Source organism: Chryseobacterium candidae (assembly GCF_004916905.1).
GTDB lineage: Bacteria > Bacteroidota > Bacteroidia > Flavobacteriales > Weeksellaceae > Chryseobacterium > Chryseobacterium candidae.
This window is the reverse complement of the sequence record NZ_SDLV01000023.1, coordinates 104,249-125,649: the sequence shown is the minus strand read 5'-3', so window position 1 is coordinate 125,649 and position 21,401 is coordinate 104,249. Positions and strand designations below refer to the sequence as shown.

Below are 21,401 nucleotides of genomic sequence, written 5' to 3'. Positions count from 1 at the left end.
TGATGGCATTTTCACTATAAAACAGATGCAGGTGGCGATGGGAATATGCATAAGTCTTTAAAAAATTAAATATCAACATATGAAAAAGGTATTATTAGCTGCCGTTTTTTTGGCAGGTTTTAGCTTCTCTTTTGCACAGGAATCTAAAGCTAAAAGTATTGATCCCAAAGAAGATAAAGATCTTATGACATGGTATCATAAAGATTTTGCAACTTCAAAAGTATATGGGGTAAATACTGCAAATGCTTATAAATACCTGGAATCTAAAGGGCTGAAGCCTAAAACCGTAGTGGTGGGTGTGTTAGACAGCGGAGTACAGGTAGATCATCCGGGACTGGTAAAGAATCTATGGTCAAATCCGAACGAAGTTCCCGGAAACGGAAAAGATGACGATGGAAACGGATATATTGATGATGTACACGGATGGAACTTTATAGGAGGAAAAAACGGTGATATTGATATCGATAACATGGAGGTGACAAGAGTAGTTGCCAAATATAAACCTGTTTTCGAAGGAGATGATTCCACAAAAAATAAAGCCAATCAGGCTAAGATGAAGGATGAGTTTGAGATGTACATGAAAGCCAAAGATATGTTCAATAAAAAGAGTATCGAGGCTCAGCAGAACTTCAGAACCTATTCTATGCTTAACGAACTGATTCCTAATATGGTAAAACTGCTGGGAGGTAAGCCTGTAACTGCAGAAACGATTGCTGGGATCAAAGCTCCTACAGATCAGAGAGATGCCATTGCGATGGAATTTTTAGGCCAGATTTCACAAAGCCCAGAATTCAAAGGAAAATCAGCAGCAGAGTTTGAAAAGAAGATGAAGGAGGAAATGAAAGAAGCAATCGATCACTTTGCTCCTGCAGCAAAACAATATGACCTTTCATATGATCCAAGAAAAGAGATTGTAGGGGATAACTATGATGATTATTCTGAAAAAATCTATGGAAATAATCATTATGAAGGACCGGACGCAGAACATGGAACTCACGTGGCAGGTATTATTGCCGGACTTCCTCAAGGAAAAGAAGTTCAGTACGGAGTCGCTTCCAAAGTGGCTAAAATCATGTCTGTAAGAACAGTCCCGAATGGAGATGAAAGAGATAAAGATGTTGCCAATGCCATCAGATATGCAGTAGATAACGGAGCGAAAGTATTAAACATGAGCTTTGGAAAACCGGTTTCTCCCGGTAAAAATGTTGTTTGGGATGCTTTCAAATATGCTGAAGATAGAGGTGTCCTTTTAGTGAAGGCTGCTGGTAACGAAAATGAAGATGTAGCAGAACATCTGGCATATCCTACCAACTTTAAAGACATTACAGACGAAAAGCCATTTGTAAGCAACGTTCTTGTAGTAGGAGCAAGTACCAATAAAAATAATGCCCTGAGAGCAGATTTTTCTAATTACAATAAAAAAATGGTCAACGTTTTTGCTCCGGGAGAGGAAATCTATTCTACCGTTCCTAAAAATGAATATAAATACCTTCAGGGTACTTCTATGGCTTCCCCTGTGGTAGCCGGAGGAGCGGCTGTTTTACTGGCTTATATGCCGGATCTTAAACCTTATCAGATCATTGAAGCTCTTGTGAAAAGCAGCAATCCAAGTACAGCAAATGGATTTGGAGACCAATCTCAGGCTGGTGGAGTTATTGACCTGAAAAAGGCCGCAGAATATGCCTATACCAATTTCTATAAAGGTAAACCTTCAGGCACTGCCAAGCCTTCGAAATCCGTAAAAAAGGCTGTTAAAAAATAATTTATCTCACTGTATTTAAGGAGAAACCATAAAGAGTCCGGATTTTTTCGGACTTTTTATTTTTTATTTTAAATTTTGGCACGGTTTTTTGTAACTTTATAGTAACAAAATAATAAACAACAAAATGAAAAAGTTACTACTTGCAGGGATGTTGGGAACATCACTTTTTGCAGTTTCGTGTTCCTCTGTTAACAAAGCAGCTACATCTCAAAATCAAAGAGCCGACTTCCTGAAAATGAAAGGAGACTGGCAGATTGTAAGCATAGATTATGATAAAGGTTATAAAATTAAGCCTTTTGACGAAGGTGCAGACGCACAGTGTTTCGTAGGAAGCCACTGGAGATTGATTCCCAATAACTGGACAGGAGCTTATACTTTAAACGGGGGTGGAGATTGCCCGGCAATTACACAGCCCATCAAATTTGAAGTAAAAGGCGGTAATACGTTTATGTTTAAAAAAATTGCTTCAGGCACAAAAGCTAAACAAAATACAGCAGGTTACAGCCTTACAATGATCAATCAGACTACAGATCAGTTTTCACTTGAGCAAGATGTTCCTTTTGAAGGAGGTAATGTAAAAGTAGTTTACAACTTCCAGAGAACAGGAATGAAATAATTTATCAACATAAAAGATCAAAAAAAATGAAATTTACAAAAACATACGTAGGAGCCCTTTTCTTATCATCAGCATTATTATTGACAAGCTGTGAAGCGGTTCAGAATTCAAATCACCAACAAAAAGGTACAGCAGTAGGGGTTGCTTCGGGAGCCGTAATTGGGGGTATCCTTGGTAACAATGTAGGGAAAGGAGGAAACGGAGCTATCGGAGCTATATTGGGAGGTATTATAGGTGGTGTTGCAGGTAACGTTATTGGTAACAAAATGGATAAGCAGGCAAAAGATATTAAAGAAACTTTGCCGGGAGCTCAGGTAGAAAGAGTAGGAGACGGTATTAAGGTAACCATGAATGAAAGTATTGTAAACTTTGCTTTCGACTCTTCAAACCTTACTTCTGTTGCACAAACAAACCTTGACAAATTAGCTGAAGTACTGGTTAATAATCCAGATACGAATATTAATATCTATGGTTACACAGACAGCAAGGGTGCAGATGCTTACAACCTTAAGCTTTCTCAAAGAAGAGCAGACGCTGTGAAGTCATACCTGGTAGGAAAAGGAATTGCATCAGCCAGAATGTTTACAAAAGGTGAAGGTGAAGCTATGCCTGTAGCTAGCAACGATACCGATGAAGGAAGAGCTAAAAACAGAAGAGTAGAGTTTGCTATTACTGCCAATGAAAAGATGATTAACGATGCCAAACAAGGCCAATAGTTAATTTAATATATAAATATTTTCGTAAAAGACCGCCCCGGCGGTTTTTTTTGTATTTTTATGCTAGAAATTTTGAATTTATTATTTTTGTATTTGGAATAACATAAATGAAGAAATATTTAAAGCTGCTCCGTGTGGAGCAATGGGTGAAAAACCTTTTTGTATTTGTCCCTCTTTTCTTTTCAGGTAATATTACCAATATAGATCTGCTTCTCAAGAGCATTTTTGCATTCGTTATATTTTCACTTGCAGCAAGTGTGGTCTATATACTGAATGATTATAACGATATTGAAGCAGACCGAAAACACCCAGAGAAAAGGAGAAGACCTTTGGCCAGTGGTGCTATTTCAAAATCAAAAGCCGTAGGAATTCTTATCGGTCTTATTGTGGTAGATATTGCTCTTGTATTCTTTACAAAAATTTATTTCCATGAATTACTTTGGAAATTTGCCATCATCATAGTTTTTTATGTGGTGATGAATCTTGCCTATACTTTCAGGCTGAAGCATGTTCCTATCATTGATATCTTTATTATTGCCATAGGATTTGTTCTGCGTGTATTGGCCGGAGGTTATATTACAGGAATAAGTATCTCACAGTGGGCGATCCTGCTTACATTTGTATTGGCTTTGGTACTGGCTATAGGAAAAAGAAGAGGCGAACTTATCAATGCACAGGTTTCAGGAAAAACAAGAAAAGCGCTGGATGGATATAACGTTCAGTTTGCTGATATTGCTTTGTCCATTTCTATTACACTGGCTATTGTCTGCTATCTCATGTTTACCCTTTCTCCGGAAGTTCAGGAAAGATTTCACGAAAGAGTTTTTTATACCGTAATTTTTGTTGTATTTGCGTTGTTAAGATATCTTCAGCAGACCCTTGTTTACAACAGAACGGAATCTCCAACAAAAATTGTTTACAGAGACCGTTATATACAGGTTACCTTATTGCTTTGGGTAGTTGCATTTTTAATTCAAATTTATTTTAAGAAATGAAACCGAATTTCACACAGAAAGTTACAAACTGGGGGAATTTCCCAATAGTAGAGAAGGAAATGAGATCTGAGGACAGTTTCAGAAAAATAAAAGAATTTGTACTCAATCACAACGAAGTTATTGCAAGGGGAAATGGAAGATGCTACGGAGATGCTTCGTTGGGAGAATCTATATTTTCAACTAAAAAATTAAATAAATTTATCAATTTTGACCGTTTGAACGGCATCATAGAATGTGAATCCGGAGTGCTGCTTTCAGATGTACTGGAAATAGCAGTTCCACAGGGATACTTTCTATACGTTACTCCCGGGACAAAATTTGTATCAGTAGGAGGTGCTATCGCTTCCGATGTTCATGGAAAAAACCATCATGCAGAAGGATGTTTTTCAGAATATGTGATTGAGTTTAAGCTAATGACTGAGAAAGGTGAAATTATTACCTGTTCCAGAGAAGAGAATGTGGAAAAGTTCTGGGCTACCATTGGAGGAATGGGACTTACAGGAATTATTCTTACCGCAAAATTTAAACTTAAAAATATAGAATCTGCATACATTCGCCAGGAAAGCATCAAAGCGGATAATCTGGATGAGATCTTTAAACTGTTTGATGAAAGCGAAAGCTGGACCTACACGGTTGCCTGGATTGATTGTCTTCAGAAAGGAAAAAATATCGGAAGAAGTATTCTGATGAGAGGAGAACATGCTTTCCAGCATGAACTTCCCCAGAGTTTTTCCAAAACACCTTTGAGATTGAAGAAGAAATTTTCTCCTACAGTTCCGTTTTATTTTCCGGGATTTGTACTGAATGCCCTTACCGTAAAAATATTTAATTGGTTATACTATAAGAAACAGTCTAAGAAGGAAGTTAAGAATTTTATCGATTATGAGACGTTTTTCTATCCTTTGGATGCTGTTAATGACTGGAATAAAATCTATGGCAAATCAGGATTTATACAGTACCAAATGGTGATTCCTAAAGAAACAGGAAAAGAAGGAATGAGAAAAATCCTTGAAACGATAGCGAATAGCGGAAACGGATCATTCCTGGCTGTTTTAAAACTTTTTGGAAAAAACAATCCTCAGGCTTACAATTCATTCCCTGTTGAAGGGTATACATTGGCTCTGGATTTTAAAGTTAATTCAAAACTGAAAAAACTGGTAGATCAGCTTGATGCTATTGTTCAGGAGTTTGGAGGGAGAATTTATCTTACCAAAGACAGTATGAGCAGATCATCATTGACCAGTTACCTGAAAAATATTCAAAATCCTAAATTTGTGTCTTTACAGCACAAAAGAATCATAAATAACAATTCATAATGATAGTTCTGGGAAGTACATCTGAAGTGGCACAGGCTTTTGTGGAAAAAGCACTTCAGGAAGGAGAAAAGTTTGAAAAAATCTATCTTTTTACCTCAAATAAAGAAACTACAGAGCGTTTTGCAAGGCATATTGATGTTAAGTTTCTGCAGCAGGCGGAAGTTGTAGAACTGGATCTGACAAAAGAAATTGATTATAATAGATTTGATAATATCAATTCAAATGTATTATTTTGTGCCGTAGGATATTTGGGAGAAGGAACCGAAGAAGGATTATATGATAACAAAAATACAGAACGTATCATTGAGATTAATTATTCAAAACTGGTTCCTGTGATGAATTATTTTGCCCATAAGTTTGAAAGCAGAAGATCCGGAACGATTATCGGGCTTTCATCAGTGGCAGGAGACAGAGGGAGACAGAGTAATTTTATCTATGGAAGTGCAAAAGCCGCTTTTACGGCTTACCTGAGCGGTTTGAGGAACTATCTTTTTGATAAGAAAGTACATGTTCTTACAATAAAGCCTGGGTTTATGGCAACTAAGATGACAGAAGGCCTGTCTTTAAATCCGAAACTGACAGCAACTCCAAAACAGGCAGCTTCCTGTATTTATAAAGCCTTTAAAAAGCAGAAGGATGTGGCATATGTTTTGCCGGTTTGGAGTATTATCATGATGATTATCAGGAATATCCCTGAATTTATATTTAAAAAATTAAAGCTTTAAAAAAAATGAAAAAATTGTATTGTTTTGATTTTGACGGAACCCTGACATATAAGGATACCATGTTTATGTATCTTAAATTTTACGATTCTACAAAATACCGTATACAATTTTTAAGACATGTGCCTCTTTTTATCCTGCTGAAGCTGAAACTGGCCGAAACGGAAAAAGTGAAAAAAAGCTTTATCGGTTCTATTTTAAGGGGACAGACCCAGGAGAAAATAGAACAGAAGTCTAAACAGTTTTTTGAGCAGCATTATCCTAAAATAGTGAGGGAAAATGCGTTAGACTTTATAAAAAATATCGATAGGAATAATACACAGAGTTTATTGGTAACCGCTTCACTAGATATCTGGGTGAAACCTTTCGCGGAAGAACTTAAAATGGAGCTTGTGTCTACGCGGGCAGAGTTCAAGAACGGGGTTTTCACCGGAAATTTTGTAGGAAAAAACTGCAATGGAAATGAAAAGCTCGTAAGAATCAAAGAAGAAATTAATGATTCCAGATATGATAAAATTATTGCATTTGGTGATACTTCCGGAGATCGTCCAATGTTGAAATGGGCAAATGAGGGACATTACCAATTTTTTCACTAATTTTGGGAGATAAAATTGTAAAAAATGAAAAGCCTGATCATTGCATGTGCAGTACTCTTCATGGGTTGTGCCGGTACTTCATCTCAGAAGTTTTCTGCTATGCAGGAAAACACGGATCTCCTGGTTTCTGAAAATCAGGGAGGAGCTGATGCTCCCGGCTTTAAGATCATTAAAGACGAAAAGGATTTTCGGAACATTATCAGCGGAAGTTTTGGCATTTCAGAACCGGGAAAGGAATCTTATATAAAATATCCACAATTTCCGAAAAATAAAAAAGTTGTTTTATATAATTTGGGAAGCTTCAGATCTGGCAGTCACAAAATTGAAGAGATTAAAAATATATCTGTTAAAAATCAGATTTTATATGTGGAAGTTCCGGCTGGAGAACCCTCAGGTGGAATGGAAATTCAGATGATCTCAAGCCCCTGGATTATATTTACTGTTCCCGCAGATTACAAATTTACCTCTGTAGAATTAAAATATTCAAAATAATAATGAATAAAGTATATTTAGATAATGCCGCAACCACTCCGCTTGCAGAAGAAGTCATAGATGCAATGGTTGGCACTATGAAAATGAATTTCGGAAACCCGTCTTCAACACACAGTTTTGGGCAGGAAGCAAAAATCCTTATTGAAAATGTAAGAAGACAGGTTGCAGACTATCTTCATGTAACTCCTGCTGAAATCATTTTCACTTCCTGTGGTACCGAATCAAACAATATGATCATCAAATCCTCGGTAGAACACCTTGGAGTAGAAAGAATCATCAGCTCTCCTCTGGAACATAAATGTGTTTCTGAAAGTATTCTGGATATGAAAAGCAGAAAAGGAGTAGAAGTAAACTACATCCGTCCGAATGAAAAAGGAGACATTGACCTTGTTAAATTAGAAGAGCTTTTAAAAGCTTCAGATAAAAAAACATTGGTTAGCTTAATGCATGCCAATAACGAAATCGGAAATATCATTAACCTTAAACAAGTTGCCCAGCTGTGCAAAGAGCATCATGCGCTTTTCCACTCAGATACTGTACAGACAATGGCCCATATGAACCTTGATTTCTCTGATATCCCTGTGGATTTTGCATCTTGTAGCGCCCATAAATTTCATGGACCCAAAGGTGCTGGATTTGCATTTATCAGAAAATCAACAGGCTTAAAAGGAATTATTACCGGAGGGCCTCAGGAAAGAAGTCTTAGAGCAGGAACAGAAAATGTTTGCGGTATCGTAGGGTTGGGTAAAGCATTAGAGCTTTCTCTGAATCATATGGAGGAATATACCAACCATATGCAGAATATCAAAGAGTATGCAATTGAAAGGCTTTCTGCCGAAGTTGAAGGAATTAAATTCAACGGAAGAAGTGCTGAGAAAGAAAACAGTCTTTATACGGTTTTAAGTGCTTTATTGCCTTATAAAAACCCATTGATAGGACTTCAATTGGATATGAAAGGCATTGCAATTTCTCAGGGAAGTGCATGCTCATCAGGTGCGTCAAAGCCTTCAATGGTTATGATGATGGTGCTTTCTGAGGATGAAATGGATCACTGCACTCCATTACGTATATCGTTCAGCCATATGACTACAAAAGCAGAGATCGATATATTGGTCAATGCATTAAAGGAAATTTCAAGCGATTACACTATAGAAAAAACTAATGTTGAGCATAGATAGTCTTGTGCTCTAAAAAGCGTAATTTTGAACATCCAATAAAGGAAAAGAAAATAATATTAATTAAAATAAAAGAAACAAAAATGGCTTTAGAAATTACAGACAGCTCATTTCAGGATACGGTTTTAAAATCAGACAAACCGGTATTAGTAGACTTCTGGGCAGTATGGTGCGGACCTTGCAGAACTTTAGGACCAATCATCGAAGAAGTAGCATCAGATTTTGAAGGTAAAGCAATAGTTGGGAAAGTAGATGTAGACAACAACCAAGAAATTTCTATGCAGTATGGTATTAGAAATATTCCTACAGTTCTTATTTTTAAGAATGGAGAAGTAGTAGACAAATTAGTAGGTGTAGCTCCAAAAGAGGTAATTGCTGAAAAATTAAGCGCTCACTTATAAAAAAAATAAGTTTGATAATGAACGCCTTCCAGTATTGGAAGGCATTTTTTTTAAAATAATTTGCAGATAACAAAAAAAGTTGTAATTTTGCAACCACGAAAAAGAAACGACGTTCTTTAAAATAATGATCCGGTAGTTCAGCTGGTTAGAATGCCGCCCTGTCACGGCGGAGGTCGCGGGTTCGAGTCCCGTCCGGATCGCCACTGCGATATCAAAGTAGTCAAAATACTGTAAAATACATATTTTACAGTATTTTTTTTTGTGTATGCATGTGAATTAAATATAAGAATATCTCAAAACAGAATATTTATATTTTGAATAAAAATTAACATATGCTATTAAAAATATTAATAATAATTATTATCTTCGCTCGATAATAAAACCACCAAATGTTGAATTAATGAAAAAGATACTTTAGGTTTATTTGTGTATGGGTAATGTTTTTAAAATCAGGGAAGTAAGATATATACCCAGGTGGTCGGTTTTTCTTATTGATATTTCAGTCATTTTTTTTTCAGTTTTAGTTTCATATTTTCTTTTGAATAGTCTAGGAGTAAAACTTAACTTCATTAAGTATCAAAAGGAAAAAATATTTTCAGTGATTATCATTAATATTTTGTGTATAGTTCTTTTCAAGACGTATGCAGGAATTATCAGACACTCTACTTTTTTTGATTTCTTTAGAATTGTATGGTCTTCAGGCAGTGCTCTTATTGTCTTGCTGGGGCTGAATTTTATATCGGAACTGATATTGGGTAAACCAGTATTTTTATACCCTGTTCTTTTTTTATTTTTCTTTATCTCTATTTTTCTGATGTTCTTTTTCAGAATGATAACAAAAGAACTTTTTGGTGTGTTAGAAAGTAAGGGTACTCTATCTAAAGACAGAATTGCTATTGTAGGGGTAGAGGATACTTCTGTGTCATTAGCAAAGGCTATTATTCATAATCCCGATCATCCATATCAGCTGGCAGGGTTTCTTAGTGCAAGATCGGATTCTAAAAAAGCAATGTTGCTTGGTCATAAAATTTATAATAAAAAGCAATTTCTTAAAAGCGGTAATCTTAAAGAACAGTTTGATGCGGTGTTAATCAAAGATGTGATGACTAAGCAAGAGATAGAAGAATGGACTAGCTTTGCATTGGATAAAGGATTGAAAGTATTAAAAGCACCGGTAACCAATATAATAAAAGAAAATCATAAAGTGGAAGACATTCGTCCTCTTCAGATTGAGGATTTACTGAACCGTCCGGCAATTAAAATAGAGAATGATGAGGTAAAATCTTATCATGTTAATAAAAATATTCTGGTAACCGGAGGAGCAGGATCTATAGGAAGCGAAATTGTAAGACAAGTTGCTCAGCTAAATTCGTCACTTATTGTAGTCGTAGATCAGGCTGAATCTCCTTTATATGAATTGCAGCTTGATTTATTAGAAAAATTTCCCAATCAAAGGTTTAAATTTATACTGGCGGATATTTCAAATTATTCCAGAATGGAAAAATTGTTTGATGATTATCAGTTTTCAATAGTGTATCATGCGGCAGCATACAAACACGTACCTTTGATAGAAGATAATCCGCATGAAGCTATTTTTGTAAATATCGGAGGAACTAAGAATGTAGCGCTCTTATCAAAAAAATATGATGTCAATCGTTTCGTGATGGTATCTACGGATAAAGCTGTAAATCCTACTAACGTAATGGGGGCTTCCAAAAGAGCTGCTGAACTTTTTGTGCAGTCTTTACAAAATTCTTCAGATAATACAACAAAATTTATAACAACACGTTTTGGAAATGTATTAGGTTCCAATGGCTCTGTAATACCACATTTCAAAAAACAAATTGAAAAAGGAGGTCCGGTAACGATTACCCATCCCGATATTATTCGTTATTTTATGACGATTCCGGAGGCCTGCGAATTGGTACTTCAGGCCGGAACGATGGGGCAGGGAGGTGAAATTTATGTTTTTGATATGGGGAAACCAGTTAAAATTCTGGATTTGGCGGAAAGAATGATAAAATTATCAGGATATACTCCGGGTATTGATATTAAAATTGATTTTATTGGGTTAAGACCTGGTGAAAAGCTGTATGAAGAACTTTTAACAGATAATGCTACAACAATTCCAACGCACCATGAGAAAATTATGATATCAAGAGATCCATTAATGAAGTTTGAAGATATAGAAAATTTGAGTACACAAATTATTCTGTCAGCAATGAATAAAGATAGTTTACAGATTGTGAGAATATTAAAAATTATTGTTCCTGAATTTATAAGCAATAATTCGGAGTTTGAAATTCTTGACTGCGTATCCGGGTAAAAGTGTATGACGGAAATTAAAGCATAAAAGCTACAAAAAAAAGTATAAAATAATAATTTAGCAATTTTAATTCCAAACGGAATGAAAATTGCTAGAGAATGAATTAATTTAAATATACAGATTAAAATACGCTTCGCATAAGTGAATATCCTGATTAATATAATAAATTATGTGTGGTTAGCTTTCTTACAATAAGTATCTTAAATTTAACCCAGATAGATTATTAAATAATAACACAAGTAGACTTAGAATAAATAGCATATGAATAAAAAGATTATTACATATATAACACTTTTGTCGGTTATTTTATTATCATGCCGGCCAAAGCAGAATATGGTATATATGTCAAAACATAATATGGAAGAGGAGGTTGCTAAAGCAAAATTTCAAGGCTTGCATATTCAGGAAGGAGATGTACTTTTAATTCTTGTTTCTGCACTTGATGAAATTGCTGTAAAACCTTTTAATCTTAATACCGTAAATAAAGTCGGAAGTGTATCAAACACCGGTACAAATCAGTATTCGCAACCAAGTGAATATCTTGTGAATGAAGAAGGATATATATCTTTCCCGGTTTTAGGGAGTGTGTATACTAAAGGAATGACACAGGTACAATTGAAACAGGATTTGGAATCCCGGTTGAAAAGATATCTTACAGATCCACTGGTAACCATTACTCTGAAAAATTTCAATGTAAGCATTTTAGGTGAAGTAAAGATGCCGGGGCAAAAAGAAAGTGTTTCGCAAAAAATTAATATTTTTCAGGCTCTGGGTCTTGCAGGTGACATGACAGATTTCGGAGACCGTACAAACGTGAAGCTTATCCGTACAGGAGACGACGGTACAGACCAAATTGTTCACATTGACCTTACCAGATCTGATATTGTGAGTTCGCCATACTATTATATGAAGCAGAATGATATATTATATGTACAGCCGGACAAAAATAAACAGGTTCAAGCCAACTCTAACCCAAACAGAGCCCTTACATTCCAGATTATTGGTGCATTATTAACAGCGGGTACACTTATTATTGCTTTAACACGACGATAAAATATGCAGCAGATAGAACTTCAACCAAAGGAGGAAAAATTAAACTTAAAAAAAGTCATTGCCAAATATCTTTATAAATGGCCATGGTTTATAGCCTCCATTATAATCTGCTTAGCAGTAGCTTTTATTTATCTAAGGTATAGCATTCCTCAATATCAGTCAAAAACTACTCTTAAATTTGATAAAAAGCAAAATGACCTTACTTCAGCTCTTTCTGATCTTGATAATCTTGGAATAGGACTGGGGAACTCTGATGAACTGAAAGGGGAAGCGGCCATTGTTAATTCGCGACCGTTATTGATGCAGGTGGTACAGAATCTTAACCTTAATGTAGAATATTTCAGTGCAGGAGACATTAAAGATTCCCAGCTATTTGGTAAAACTCCTATTAACGCTAAAGTACTGAGTTATACTAAAGAAAAATTTGTCAAATTTGAATATACACTAACAGATTTAAAGGGAGATCAGTTTATTCTTCACAATGCAAATAAAAAAGAAATTGCAGGGAGATTTAATACTCCTATAAAACTGGATTTCGGAACAATATTATTACAAAGTAATTCTGATCTAGCTTTAGGATCAAAGTATAAAATTATTTTTTGGAGTCCAATAGAGAGAGTAAAAAAACTTGAGAAAACAATTCAGATCAATATTCCGGATGAGAAAGCAATGCTGATGGATATCAGTCTTATAGGGTCTCTTCCCGAAAAATCTGAAGCTATTCTTAATGAGGTAACCAGACAGTATAATCTGGATGGTCAGAGAGATAAAAATTTACAGGCTCAGAATACCCAGGAATTCATTGATAAAAGACTGGAAGTGATTACCAAAGACCTTTCAGGAGTAGAGAATCAAAAAGAAGATTTCCAAAACCGTAACCGTATTGTCGACCTGCAGGCACAGGCTGAGCTGGCTCTTCAGAATACCAGTGAAAATACAAAAGCTCTTCTTCAGCAGCAAGCTCAGTTGGATCTTTTGAATTCCCTTTCAGGGGAGGCCTCCAAAGGTAACAATCAGCTTATGCCATCTAATCTTGGGTTGAATCCTTCACTGGAACAAACTATTTCTCAATATAATTCTTTGATTATCAGTAGGAATAAGACTCTTAAACAGGCTACCAATGAAAACCCTGCTATTATAGAAATGAACAAGGAGATCGCTTCTTTAAAGGAAGTTATCCGTGACAATATTCGTGAGCAGAAACAAACTGTACAGACAGGTATTTCTCAGCTTCAGAGCCAGATTAAGACCAGCAATAATGTAATTGAAAAGGTTCCTGGACAGTCTAAAGTATATAGAGGTATTGAACGCCAGCAAAATCTTAAAGAACAGTTATTCCTGTTTCTTCTTCAAAAAAGAGAAGAAAATGCAATCAATCTTTCAGTGGACGTTCCGAAAGCAAAAATTGTAAACCCTGCATTCACTGAAGATATTCCGGTATCACCTAAAAAAGAAATTATTCTTCCCGGTGCTTTACTACTAGGATTATTAATTCCTTTCGCTGTTTTATATCTGTTGTTCCTTCTGGATGATAAAATTTACAGTAGAGAAGATATTAAAGAACGTTCAGGTCTCGGTATACTCGTGGATATTCCTTCACTTTCAGACAATGAAAATCACCTGGTTCAGAAGAACGACTTCTCAGAGCTGGCAGAAGCCTTCAGAGTATTAGTTTCCAACCTGAAATTTGTTTTACCGGTAAAGGATTCAGCTAAAGTTATCATGGTTACTTCTTCTGTAAAAGGAGAAGGGAAAACTCTGGTATCTGTGAACCTTGCACTTACCATTGCTAATAAAAATACGAGAGCCCTTCTTATTGGGTCAGATATTCGTAATCCACAGATTCAGAGATATGATGATGAACCTGTTAAAAGAAAAGGTCTGACGGAGTTTTTATATGATGAGTCTGTGAATGTAGACGAGCTTGTGCATACATCCACTACCAATCATTCTTGTGACGTTATTTATGCCGGTGCTATTCCTCCTAACCCTCAGGAACTGCTTTCCAACGGACGTTACCAAAAGCTTATTGAACAGATGTCTTCCAGATATGCCTATATTATTATTGACTCTGCACCCCTGATGCTGGTTTCTGATACTTTAAGTATTGCAGATACAGCAGATGCAACATTGTATGTCGTAAGATCAGGAGTATCAAAAAATATACTGGTAGATTTCGCCAATGATATGGTGAAAGATTCAAAACTTTCTAATGTATCGTTTGTGATTAATGATGTATCGAGACGTGCCGGCGGATATGGTTACAACTATAGCTATGGGTATGGTTATAGCCAAACGAAGGACAGGAAAAGTTGGTGGAGCAAAATTTTCAAATCATAAAAATGAATAGAATTTTAATTACAGGTGGAGCGGGTTTTATAGGCTCTAACTTAACGGAGTATTTTTTGAGTAAAGGTTATAGTGTAGTGTGCTTAGACAATTTTGCAACAGGACACCGCCATAATGTTCAGCCTTTTCTTGAGAATCCAAACTATAAACTCATTGAGGGAGATATCCGTGATTTGGAGGTTTGTCAGAAGGCAGTGGAAAATGTAGATTATATTCTTCATCAGGCTGCACTAGGCTCAGTTCCAAGATCTATTAAAGATCCTATCACCAGTAACGATGTAAATATATCAGGATTTCTGAACATGTTGATCGCAGCTCGTGATGCCAACGTAAAACGTTTTGTATATGCTGCTTCATCTTCTACTTACGGAGACTCAGAGTCATTACCTAAAGTGGAGGATGTCATCGGAAAACCATTATCACCTTATGCCATCACTAAGTATGTCAATGAATTATATGCTGATGTATTTGGAAAAACATATGGGATGAAGTGTATCGGACTTAGATACTTCAATGTATTTGGACGCAGACAGGATCCGAACGGAGCTTATGCTGCGGTAATTCCTTTATTTGTAAAACAGCTAATCAACCACGAATCTCCCACAATAAACGGAACAGGAGATTATTCACGTGATTTTACATACATAGACAACGTTATTCAGATGAATGAACTGGCTATGCTTACTGAAAGTGATGAAGCTGTGAATACCGTTTATAATACCGCTGTAGGAGATCGTACCACATTGAATGATCTGGTAGGATATCTTAAAAAGTATTTAAGTGAATTCGACGAGAAGATTGGTGAAGTTGAAGTTATTCATGGTCCGAACCGTGTAGGAGATATTCCTCACTCTCTGGCATCTGTTGAGAAAGCAGAAAAATTACTAGGTTATAAGCCAAGCCATACGATAGAAAAAGGATTAAAAGAAGCTATCAGCTGGTATTGGGAAAATTTAAAATAAATAAGATTAAATTGATTCTTTGTGGAAAAACAATATAAAATTGCCGTAATTGGGTTAGGATATGTAGGGTTGCCTTTAGCAAGATTATTTGCAACAAAATATCCGGTTGTAGGGTTCGATATCAATCAGAAAAGGATTGAAGAATTAAATACAGGAACTGATAGTACTCTTGAAGTGGAGGATGATGTGCTAAAAGCGGTCTTAAAGTACGAAAGTCCTTTTAGTCAGGCTGCTGAAAACGGATTGTACTGTTCAGCAGACATCCATGATATTAAAGATGCAAACATCTATATCGTTACCGTTCCTACCCCTGTAGACAAACATAACCGTCCGGATCTGACTCCATTATATAAATCTTCAGAAACTGTAGGTAAAGTATTATCAGAAGGAGATATTGTTATCTATGAGTCAACCGTATATCCGGGAGCTACAGAAGAAGAATGTATCCCTGTTCTGGAAAAAGTTTCAGGACTTAAATTCAATCAGAATTTCTTTGGAGGTTATTCACCTGAAAGGATTAATCCCGGTGATAAAGAACACACTGTAGAAAAAATTCTTAAAGTTACCTCAGGTTCTACACCGGAAATTGGAGAAGTAGTAGATACTTTATATAAATCTGTAATTGTAGCAGGAACTCACCTGGCTCCAACGATAAAGATTGCGGAAGCAGCTAAGGTAATTGAAAATTCACAGAGAGATATTAATATTGCTTTTGTGAATGAGCTGGCTAAAATTTTCAACCTTTTGGAAATTGATACACATGCTGTATTGGAAGCAGCAGGAACCAAATGGAACTTCTTACCATTCAAACCAGGATTGGTTGGTGGGCATTGTATCGGAGTAGATCCTTACTATCTGGCTCAGAAAGCTCAGGAAAATGGCTATCATCCTGAAATCATATTGGCAGGACGCCGGCTTAATGATTCCATGGGACAATATGTGGCTTCCCAGTTGGTAAAAACAATGATCAAAAAGAAGATCAGCATCAATGGAGCTCAAATATTAAACTTAGGAATAACGTTTAAAGAAAACTGTCCGGATGTACGTAATACCAAAGCGGTAGATGTTATTCAGGCGCTTGAAGATTATTCTTTACATGTTACTACTTTTGATCCATGGGCTAAACCTGAAGAAGTAAAACATGAGTATGGGTTAGATGTTGTGAATGAAATTCCACAAGAAAAATTTGATGCAATTATCCTTACAGTTGCTCATAAAGAATTTATGGGAATCAATCTGAATGATTATCTGAAGGAAGGAGGAATTATTTATGATGTAAAGGGCGTTCTGGAAGAATGTGATTCCAGGCTGTAAATATTTATTTGCTTAAAATTATGAAAAAAAGACATCTGATTGTTTTTGGAACAAGACCCGAAGCTATAAAAATGGCTCCTTTGGTAAAGGAATTTCAAAAAGAATCATCATTTGAGACTAAAGTTTGTGTCACAGCTCAGCATAGAGAGATGTTGGATCAGGTTTTAAGTTTTTTTGATATCAAGCCAGACTACGATTTAAATCTCATGAAGCCTGGCCAGAATTTGTATAATCTGACTGCTGATATTCTTACAGGAATGAAATCTGTTTTGGAAGATTTTAATCCTGATTATGTGTATGTACATGGGGATACCACTACTACAATGGCTACCAGCATTGCAAGTTTTTATTCCGGTGCTCAAGTATGCCATGTAGAAGCCGGATTAAGAACCCATGATAAAAGATCTCCATTTCCGGAAGAAATTAACAGACAGGTAGCAGGACGTATTGCAGATTATCATTTTGCTCCGACAGAACAGTCTAAGCAGAACTTATTAGCTGAGAACACCAAAGAAGAAAATATACTCATTACAGGAAATACAGTGATCGATGCATTATTTTTTAGCTCTGCAAAAGTAGAACATATAGATAACACAGAAATAGAAACCCTTAAGACCAATATAGATCTTTCTAAAAAAATAATACTGGTGACAGGCCACAGAAGGGAAAATCATGGGCAGGGATTTATCAATATTTGTGAAGCTTTAAAAGAAATAGCTGTAACAAACCCTGATATTCAGATTATTTATCCTGTACATCTGAATCCTAATGTAAAAGGGCCGGTATATGAAATTTTATCTGATATTAAAAATGTAATCCTGATAGCGCCCCTGGCATATCCGGCTTTTGTATGGCTTATGAACCAGTCTTATCTGATCATTACCGATTCCGGAGGTATACAGGAGGAAGCTCCAAGTCTTGGGAAACCGGTGCTGGTAATGCGTGATACTACAGAAAGACCCGAAGCTGTGAATGCAGGAACTGTAATTCTTGTAGGTACAGATAAAAATAAAATTGTCTCAGAAGCGCAAAGTTTATTAAATGATCCGGTACGCTATCAATCCATGAGAGAACTGCATAATCCTTATGGAGATGGAACTGCTTGTAAGCGCATTGTAAATTTTATAAAAAGTAAATAAATGAATATATCTTCTCTGATCAAAAAGAAGATGTTTAAAGAAACTTTAACATATTCCATAGGAAGCTTTGGATCAAAGATTCTTTCATTTTTATTAGTCCCTTTTTATACCTATTTTCTCACTAAAAAAGAATTGGGAGAATATGACTTACTGCTCACAACAATAAGTCTTTTTGCACCATTGGTGTCTTTACAGATTTCCGATGCTACCTACAGATGGCTAATTGATAAAGAATATATCAGTGAAACCGAGAAGGCAAAAATTATGACCAATTCTATCATAACATTATGTATAGGATATCTTCTCTTTTGTCTTGGCTTTTCTGTTTATATTTTTTTTAACAGCTTTCAGTATCAGGGATATTTCATAGTACTGATTTTTCTTAATTGCTTACTGCCCTTACTGCAGAGTATTTTAAGAGGGCAGGGGAATACCAGACAGTTTGCTATCAACGGGATTTTAACTACTTTTTTAATTGTTGTTTTTAATGTCATATTCATTTACCTGTTAAAGTTAAATGTTGAAGGCGTATTCATTGCCAATATTGTAGCTTATACTGTTGCATGTATTCTGGTTTTATATAAAGTAAGGATAATTCAGTATTTCAAATTTAAGTATTGGGATCTTAAGCTTATAAAATCAATGGCATCTTATTCTTTGCCTTTGATCCCCAACTTAATGAGCTGGTGGGCTATATCTTCTGCCAGTAAATTTATTATACTGCATTATATGGGAGCTGAAGGAAATGGTTTGTATGCGGTAGCCAGTCGTTTTCCTGCATTGCTTTTAGTGATCAATTCTGTTTTACTGTTGCCATTACAGGATCGTATTTTAAAAGAAAAAGATGATATCACCTTTAATAGATTGCTAGATAAGTTTATTATGTTTGAAATAACTTTAGCTTTCTTCCTGGGAATGGTGTCTCCTGTAATGACTAAAATACTAGTTTCCAAAGAATATTTTGAAGCTTGGCAATATATGCCATTTCTATATTTAGGAGTAGGCTTCAACGCCATCGCAGGTTTTCTGGGGTTAAAATATCAGAAAGAAAAGAATACATTAAAAATTACAATCACCTCTTTGCTAGGAGCAATTATTTCAATTGTATCTAGTATAGTCCTAATACAAATATTGGGATTACAAGGTATTTCGATTTCATTTTTAATTGGGTTTTATTTTATGTTTATTTTTAGATATTGGGATATATTGAAATCTGAAAAAATACAAGTAAGAATCCGAAAGCTTTGTTTGATTACATCTGTAGTAGTTATTGTTATAATAATAAATTATTTTATAAAATATTATATTTCATGAATATATCAATAAAAGGAGCATATGGTGATAGTAATTTTGGTGATGATTTATTAATGATTGTATTTGAGGATTTTATCAAGGCCAATATTAAAAACAAATCACTGAACTTTATTGGAGCTGAAAATAATTATGTGCTAAAATTTTTAAGCGGTTCATCATATAATAATAATCAGAAAGATGATTTATTGGTGTATGGTGGTGGAACACAGTTTTTTTCTTTTATAGAAAAATCTACGCTTGCAACCAAAATGAAGAATAATATTTCTAAAAATCCGGTTAAAATATTAAAAAAATTACTTCGGAAAATCAGTTCTGCTGATCATGCAGAAGTGTCTGGTTTTGAAAAGGCTTTTCTAGGTTTTGGTTTAGGACCTTTTAATAATAATATACAGGCTATAGAATTTGCAAAGAATCAATTAAAAGATTCATTGTTCACTGGGGTCAGAGATCGGGTTTCTTATAATTACTGTAACGACTGGAATATTGAATCATTCTTAGGAGCTGATGTAGTATTTTCATCCTATTTTTATAAACATATTCAAAATGTTCCAAAGGCAGAAGATACCAATAAAATAGGAATTATCGTGAGAGACTGGGACTGGAAGAACAGTCCGGCTGATTATCAGGACCAACTGATCCACTTTGTTAATTCCAATCCGCATCTGGACGTTACATTTATTGTATTTGCAAAAGATAAAGATCCGAAATGGATCAAAAGAATACAGAATTATAAAAGTATCGTCTGGCATCCTGAAACAATGCAAATCAATGATTTTATAGAAATTTTAAACTCATTTTCTACATTTATTACTGCCCGTTACCACGGTGCAATCATTGCCGGGTTGTTGGGAAAAAAAGTAATCTGTGTTGAAATAGAGCCTAAATTAAGAATTCTTACAGAGCAGATTCCTTCATTTGCTTTATGGGATGATCGTTTCGATATTGTGACACTTGGTGATTTACTCAATTCTGAGTTAGAAAATAATCATGAGAAGTCTATTTCGGAGCTGAGAACAAAAGCAGATGATATGTTGAATCAATTTATAAAAAAATATAACAGTACATTTAATGGAGAATAAAGAAATTGTAATTGTTCATAAAACCTGCGTTTCAGATTACCCTCCTTTACTGGCTTTTATAAAGTATCTGAATAAAAATGGTTATAAAATACATCTTGTTTTAGGCTTTGAGAAAGGAAACTTAATAGATGAGCTGAACCGTCTTTGTTATAAAGTTCATTTAACCGAGATAAAACCTTCATCCAACAAGATTTTATACTGGTTTAAGATCAGAACAACCTTTTGGAAAATTATGCATGAAAACCATTATCAGGATAAACTGATCTGGATTCCGGCTGCAGATACTACACTGGCTCTAGGAAAAAAGCTACTGTCACTTAACTATGTGCTTAATTTATATGAGCTGTTCGATTATGCACCAAGGTATATAAAAGGTCTTGAAAAATTTGCAAAAAATGCAAAAATGGTCATCTGTTCAAATTTAGACAGAGCCAATATACTTCGGGTTTGGTGGAAGCTCAATAAAACCCCGGAGGTGATTCTGAATAAGCCTTATTCAGAATTGTCTGAAAGAAATCTCCCTCTAACTGATGAATTGTCAAACCTTTTGGAATCCGCAAAAGGGAAAAAGAAAATTATCTACCAGGGAGTTATTTTTCCTGAAAGAGAATTGGAAGGAATCTGCCGTTACATCAATCAGTCAGAAGATTTTGCATTGATTATAATGGGTAAGGAAACAGAGTATTTGAAGAAATTACAGACTATATGTCCTTCCATTATCCATATTCCGTTTGTTGCACCGCCTTATCATTTGCATGTAACCAGCCATGCGGATATTGGTATATTAACATACGATCATTCTTCTTTGAATAATATATTTTGTGCGCCCAACAAATTATGGGAGTTTTCTAACTTTGCAATACCTATGATTGGAAATGATATTCCAGGACTTATTAATACAATTGTAACCAATAAAATGGGAGAATGTATTGATTTCCGAAAAGAAGATAAAGTGGCTGAAACCCTACAGAGTATCTTGGAAAATTATACAGAATATTCAAGAAATGCAAAATCATTTTATAGCAGTTATAATTATGATCTTGAATTAGACCGTATCATGCAGAATTTGTAGAA

19 protein-coding genes and 1 tRNA gene are annotated in these 21,401 nt (G+C 35.2%); all 20 read left to right on the top strand.

The annotated features are described in order from the left end of the window. Positions 1-79: 79 nt before the first annotated feature. The 20 genes from EK417_RS11735 to EK417_RS11640 all read left to right on the top strand — a co-directional run bounded on the left by EK417_RS11735 (position 80) and on the right by EK417_RS11640 (position 21,399). Entirely contained in the window at positions 80-1,762 is a 1,683-nt protein-coding gene (locus EK417_RS11735; RefSeq protein WP_136522256.1) for a S8 family serine peptidase, read from the top strand. Positions 1,763-1,886: 124 nt separating this feature from the next. Then, the gene (locus tag EK417_RS11730) at positions 1,887-2,378 is read left to right on the top strand and encodes a lipocalin family protein (RefSeq protein ID WP_076596761.1); all 492 of its coding nucleotides are present in this window, start codon (positions 1,887-1,889) and stop codon (positions 2,376-2,378) included. Positions 2,379-2,404: 26 nt separating this feature from the next. Next, on the top strand, positions 2,405-3,094 hold the full coding sequence (locus EK417_RS11725) for a YiaD family glycine zipper/OmpA-like lipoprotein (RefSeq protein WP_076596762.1): 690 nt from the start codon (positions 2,405-2,407) through the stop codon (positions 3,092-3,094). Positions 3,095-3,201: 107 nt separating this feature from the next. Beyond that, positions 3,202-4,089: a decaprenyl-phosphate phosphoribosyltransferase gene (locus EK417_RS11720; protein WP_076596763.1), complete on the top strand. Its 888-nt coding sequence runs from the start codon at positions 3,202-3,204 to the stop codon at positions 4,087-4,089. Further along, positions 4,086-5,405, top strand: a complete 1,320-nt coding sequence (locus EK417_RS11715) for an FAD-binding oxidoreductase (protein ID WP_076596764.1) — start codon at positions 4,086-4,088, stop codon at positions 5,403-5,405. The genes EK417_RS11720 and EK417_RS11715 overlap by 4 nt, the downstream gene beginning before the upstream one ends. Next, entirely contained in the window at positions 5,405-6,130 is a 726-nt protein-coding gene (locus EK417_RS11710; RefSeq protein ID WP_136522255.1) for an SDR family NAD(P)-dependent oxidoreductase, read from the top strand. The genes EK417_RS11715 and EK417_RS11710 overlap by 1 nt, the downstream gene beginning before the upstream one ends. 5 nt (positions 6,131-6,135) lie before the next feature. After that, positions 6,136-6,723: an HAD family hydrolase gene (locus EK417_RS11705; protein ID WP_136522254.1), complete on the top strand. Its 588-nt coding sequence runs from the start codon at positions 6,136-6,138 to the stop codon at positions 6,721-6,723. Between the two features lie 24 nt (positions 6,724-6,747). Further along, on the top strand, positions 6,748-7,215 hold the full coding sequence (locus EK417_RS11700) for a hypothetical protein (RefSeq protein WP_076596767.1): 468 nt from the start codon (positions 6,748-6,750) through the stop codon (positions 7,213-7,215). A gap of 2 nt (positions 7,216-7,217) precedes the next feature. Further along, complete coding sequence (locus tag EK417_RS11695) at positions 7,218-8,393, top strand: cysteine desulfurase family protein (RefSeq protein ID WP_076596768.1); 1,176 nt, start codon at positions 7,218-7,220, stop codon at positions 8,391-8,393. Between the two features lie 80 nt (positions 8,394-8,473). After that, positions 8,474-8,791 (top strand): thioredoxin, encoded by a 318-nt coding sequence (trxA, locus tag EK417_RS11690; RefSeq protein WP_047380983.1) that lies wholly within the window; start codon positions 8,474-8,476, stop codon positions 8,789-8,791. Positions 8,792-8,917: 126 nt separating this feature from the next. Continuing rightward, positions 8,918-8,994 (top strand) — tRNA-Asp (locus EK417_RS11685). Positions 8,995-9,221: 227 nt separating this feature from the next. Continuing rightward, positions 9,222-11,117 carry a polysaccharide biosynthesis protein gene (locus EK417_RS11680; protein WP_076596769.1) on the top strand — a complete coding sequence of 632 codons (1,896 nt, stop codon included), beginning with the start codon at positions 9,222-9,224 and terminating at the stop codon, positions 11,115-11,117. Positions 11,118-11,459: 342 nt separating this feature from the next. Then, on the top strand, positions 11,460-12,170 hold the full coding sequence (locus EK417_RS11675) for a polysaccharide biosynthesis/export family protein (protein ID WP_228402585.1): 711 nt from the start codon (positions 11,460-11,462) through the stop codon (positions 12,168-12,170). Positions 12,171-12,173: 3 nt separating this feature from the next. Then, entirely contained in the window at positions 12,174-14,510 is a 2,337-nt protein-coding gene (locus EK417_RS11670; RefSeq protein WP_136522253.1) for a GumC family protein, read from the top strand. Positions 14,511-14,512: 2 nt separating this feature from the next. Then, entirely contained in the window at positions 14,513-15,481 is a 969-nt protein-coding gene (locus EK417_RS11665; protein ID WP_136522252.1) for an SDR family oxidoreductase, read from the top strand. 21 nt (positions 15,482-15,502) lie between these two features. After that, positions 15,503-16,795: a nucleotide sugar dehydrogenase gene (locus EK417_RS11660; RefSeq protein ID WP_136522251.1), complete on the top strand. Its 1,293-nt coding sequence runs from the start codon at positions 15,503-15,505 to the stop codon at positions 16,793-16,795. A gap of 20 nt (positions 16,796-16,815) precedes the next feature. Continuing rightward, positions 16,816-17,934, top strand: coding sequence for a non-hydrolyzing UDP-N-acetylglucosamine 2-epimerase (gene wecB, locus EK417_RS11655; protein ID WP_136522250.1), 1,119 nt, complete (start codon positions 16,816-16,818; stop codon positions 17,932-17,934). Further along, positions 17,935-19,248, top strand: a complete 1,314-nt coding sequence (locus tag EK417_RS11650; RefSeq protein ID WP_136522249.1) for a lipopolysaccharide biosynthesis protein — start codon at positions 17,935-17,937, stop codon at positions 19,246-19,248. It begins immediately after the preceding gene. Next, positions 19,245-20,327, top strand: coding sequence for a polysaccharide pyruvyl transferase family protein (locus EK417_RS11645; protein WP_136522248.1), 1,083 nt, complete (start codon positions 19,245-19,247; stop codon positions 20,325-20,327). The genes EK417_RS11650 and EK417_RS11645 overlap by 4 nt, the downstream gene beginning before the upstream one ends. Beyond that, complete coding sequence (locus EK417_RS11640) at positions 20,317-21,399, top strand: glycosyltransferase family protein (RefSeq protein ID WP_076596777.1); 1,083 nt, start codon at positions 20,317-20,319, stop codon at positions 21,397-21,399. The genes EK417_RS11645 and EK417_RS11640 overlap by 11 nt, the downstream gene beginning before the upstream one ends. Positions 21,400-21,401 lie beyond the last annotated feature (2 nt).

Coding starts and splice junctions, on each gene's coding strand:
- EK417_RS11735 (WP_136522256.1), top strand. CDS start 80: ATGAAAAAGGTATTATTAGCTGCCGTTTTTTTGGCAGGTTTTAGCTTC.
- EK417_RS11730 (WP_076596761.1), top strand. CDS start 1,887: ATGAAAAAGTTACTACTTGCAGGGATGTTGGGAACATCACTTTTTGCA.
- EK417_RS11725 (WP_076596762.1), top strand. CDS start 2,405: ATGAAATTTACAAAAACATACGTAGGAGCCCTTTTCTTATCATCAGCA.
- EK417_RS11720 (WP_076596763.1), top strand. CDS start 3,202: ATGAAGAAATATTTAAAGCTGCTCCGTGTGGAGCAATGGGTGAAAAAC.
- EK417_RS11715 (WP_076596764.1), top strand. CDS start 4,086: ATGAAACCGAATTTCACACAGAAAGTTACAAACTGGGGGAATTTCCCA.
- EK417_RS11710 (WP_136522255.1), top strand. CDS start 5,405: ATGATAGTTCTGGGAAGTACATCTGAAGTGGCACAGGCTTTTGTGGAA.
- EK417_RS11705 (WP_136522254.1), top strand. CDS start 6,136: ATGAAAAAATTGTATTGTTTTGATTTTGACGGAACCCTGACATATAAG.
- EK417_RS11700 (WP_076596767.1), top strand. CDS start 6,748: ATGAAAAGCCTGATCATTGCATGTGCAGTACTCTTCATGGGTTGTGCC.
- EK417_RS11695 (WP_076596768.1), top strand. CDS start 7,218: ATGAATAAAGTATATTTAGATAATGCCGCAACCACTCCGCTTGCAGAA.
- trxA (WP_047380983.1), top strand. CDS start 8,474: ATGGCTTTAGAAATTACAGACAGCTCATTTCAGGATACGGTTTTAAAA.
- EK417_RS11680 (WP_076596769.1), top strand. CDS start 9,222: ATGGGTAATGTTTTTAAAATCAGGGAAGTAAGATATATACCCAGGTGG.
- EK417_RS11675 (WP_228402585.1), top strand. CDS start 11,460: ATGTCAAAACATAATATGGAAGAGGAGGTTGCTAAAGCAAAATTTCAA.
- EK417_RS11670 (WP_136522253.1), top strand. CDS start 12,174: ATGCAGCAGATAGAACTTCAACCAAAGGAGGAAAAATTAAACTTAAAA.
- EK417_RS11665 (WP_136522252.1), top strand. CDS start 14,513: ATGAATAGAATTTTAATTACAGGTGGAGCGGGTTTTATAGGCTCTAAC.
- wecB (WP_136522250.1), top strand. CDS start 16,816: ATGAAAAAAAGACATCTGATTGTTTTTGGAACAAGACCCGAAGCTATA.
- EK417_RS11650 (WP_136522249.1), top strand. CDS start 17,935: ATGAATATATCTTCTCTGATCAAAAAGAAGATGTTTAAAGAAACTTTA.
- EK417_RS11645 (WP_136522248.1), top strand. CDS start 19,245: ATGAATATATCAATAAAAGGAGCATATGGTGATAGTAATTTTGGTGAT.
- EK417_RS11640 (WP_076596777.1), top strand. CDS start 20,317: ATGGAGAATAAAGAAATTGTAATTGTTCATAAAACCTGCGTTTCAGAT.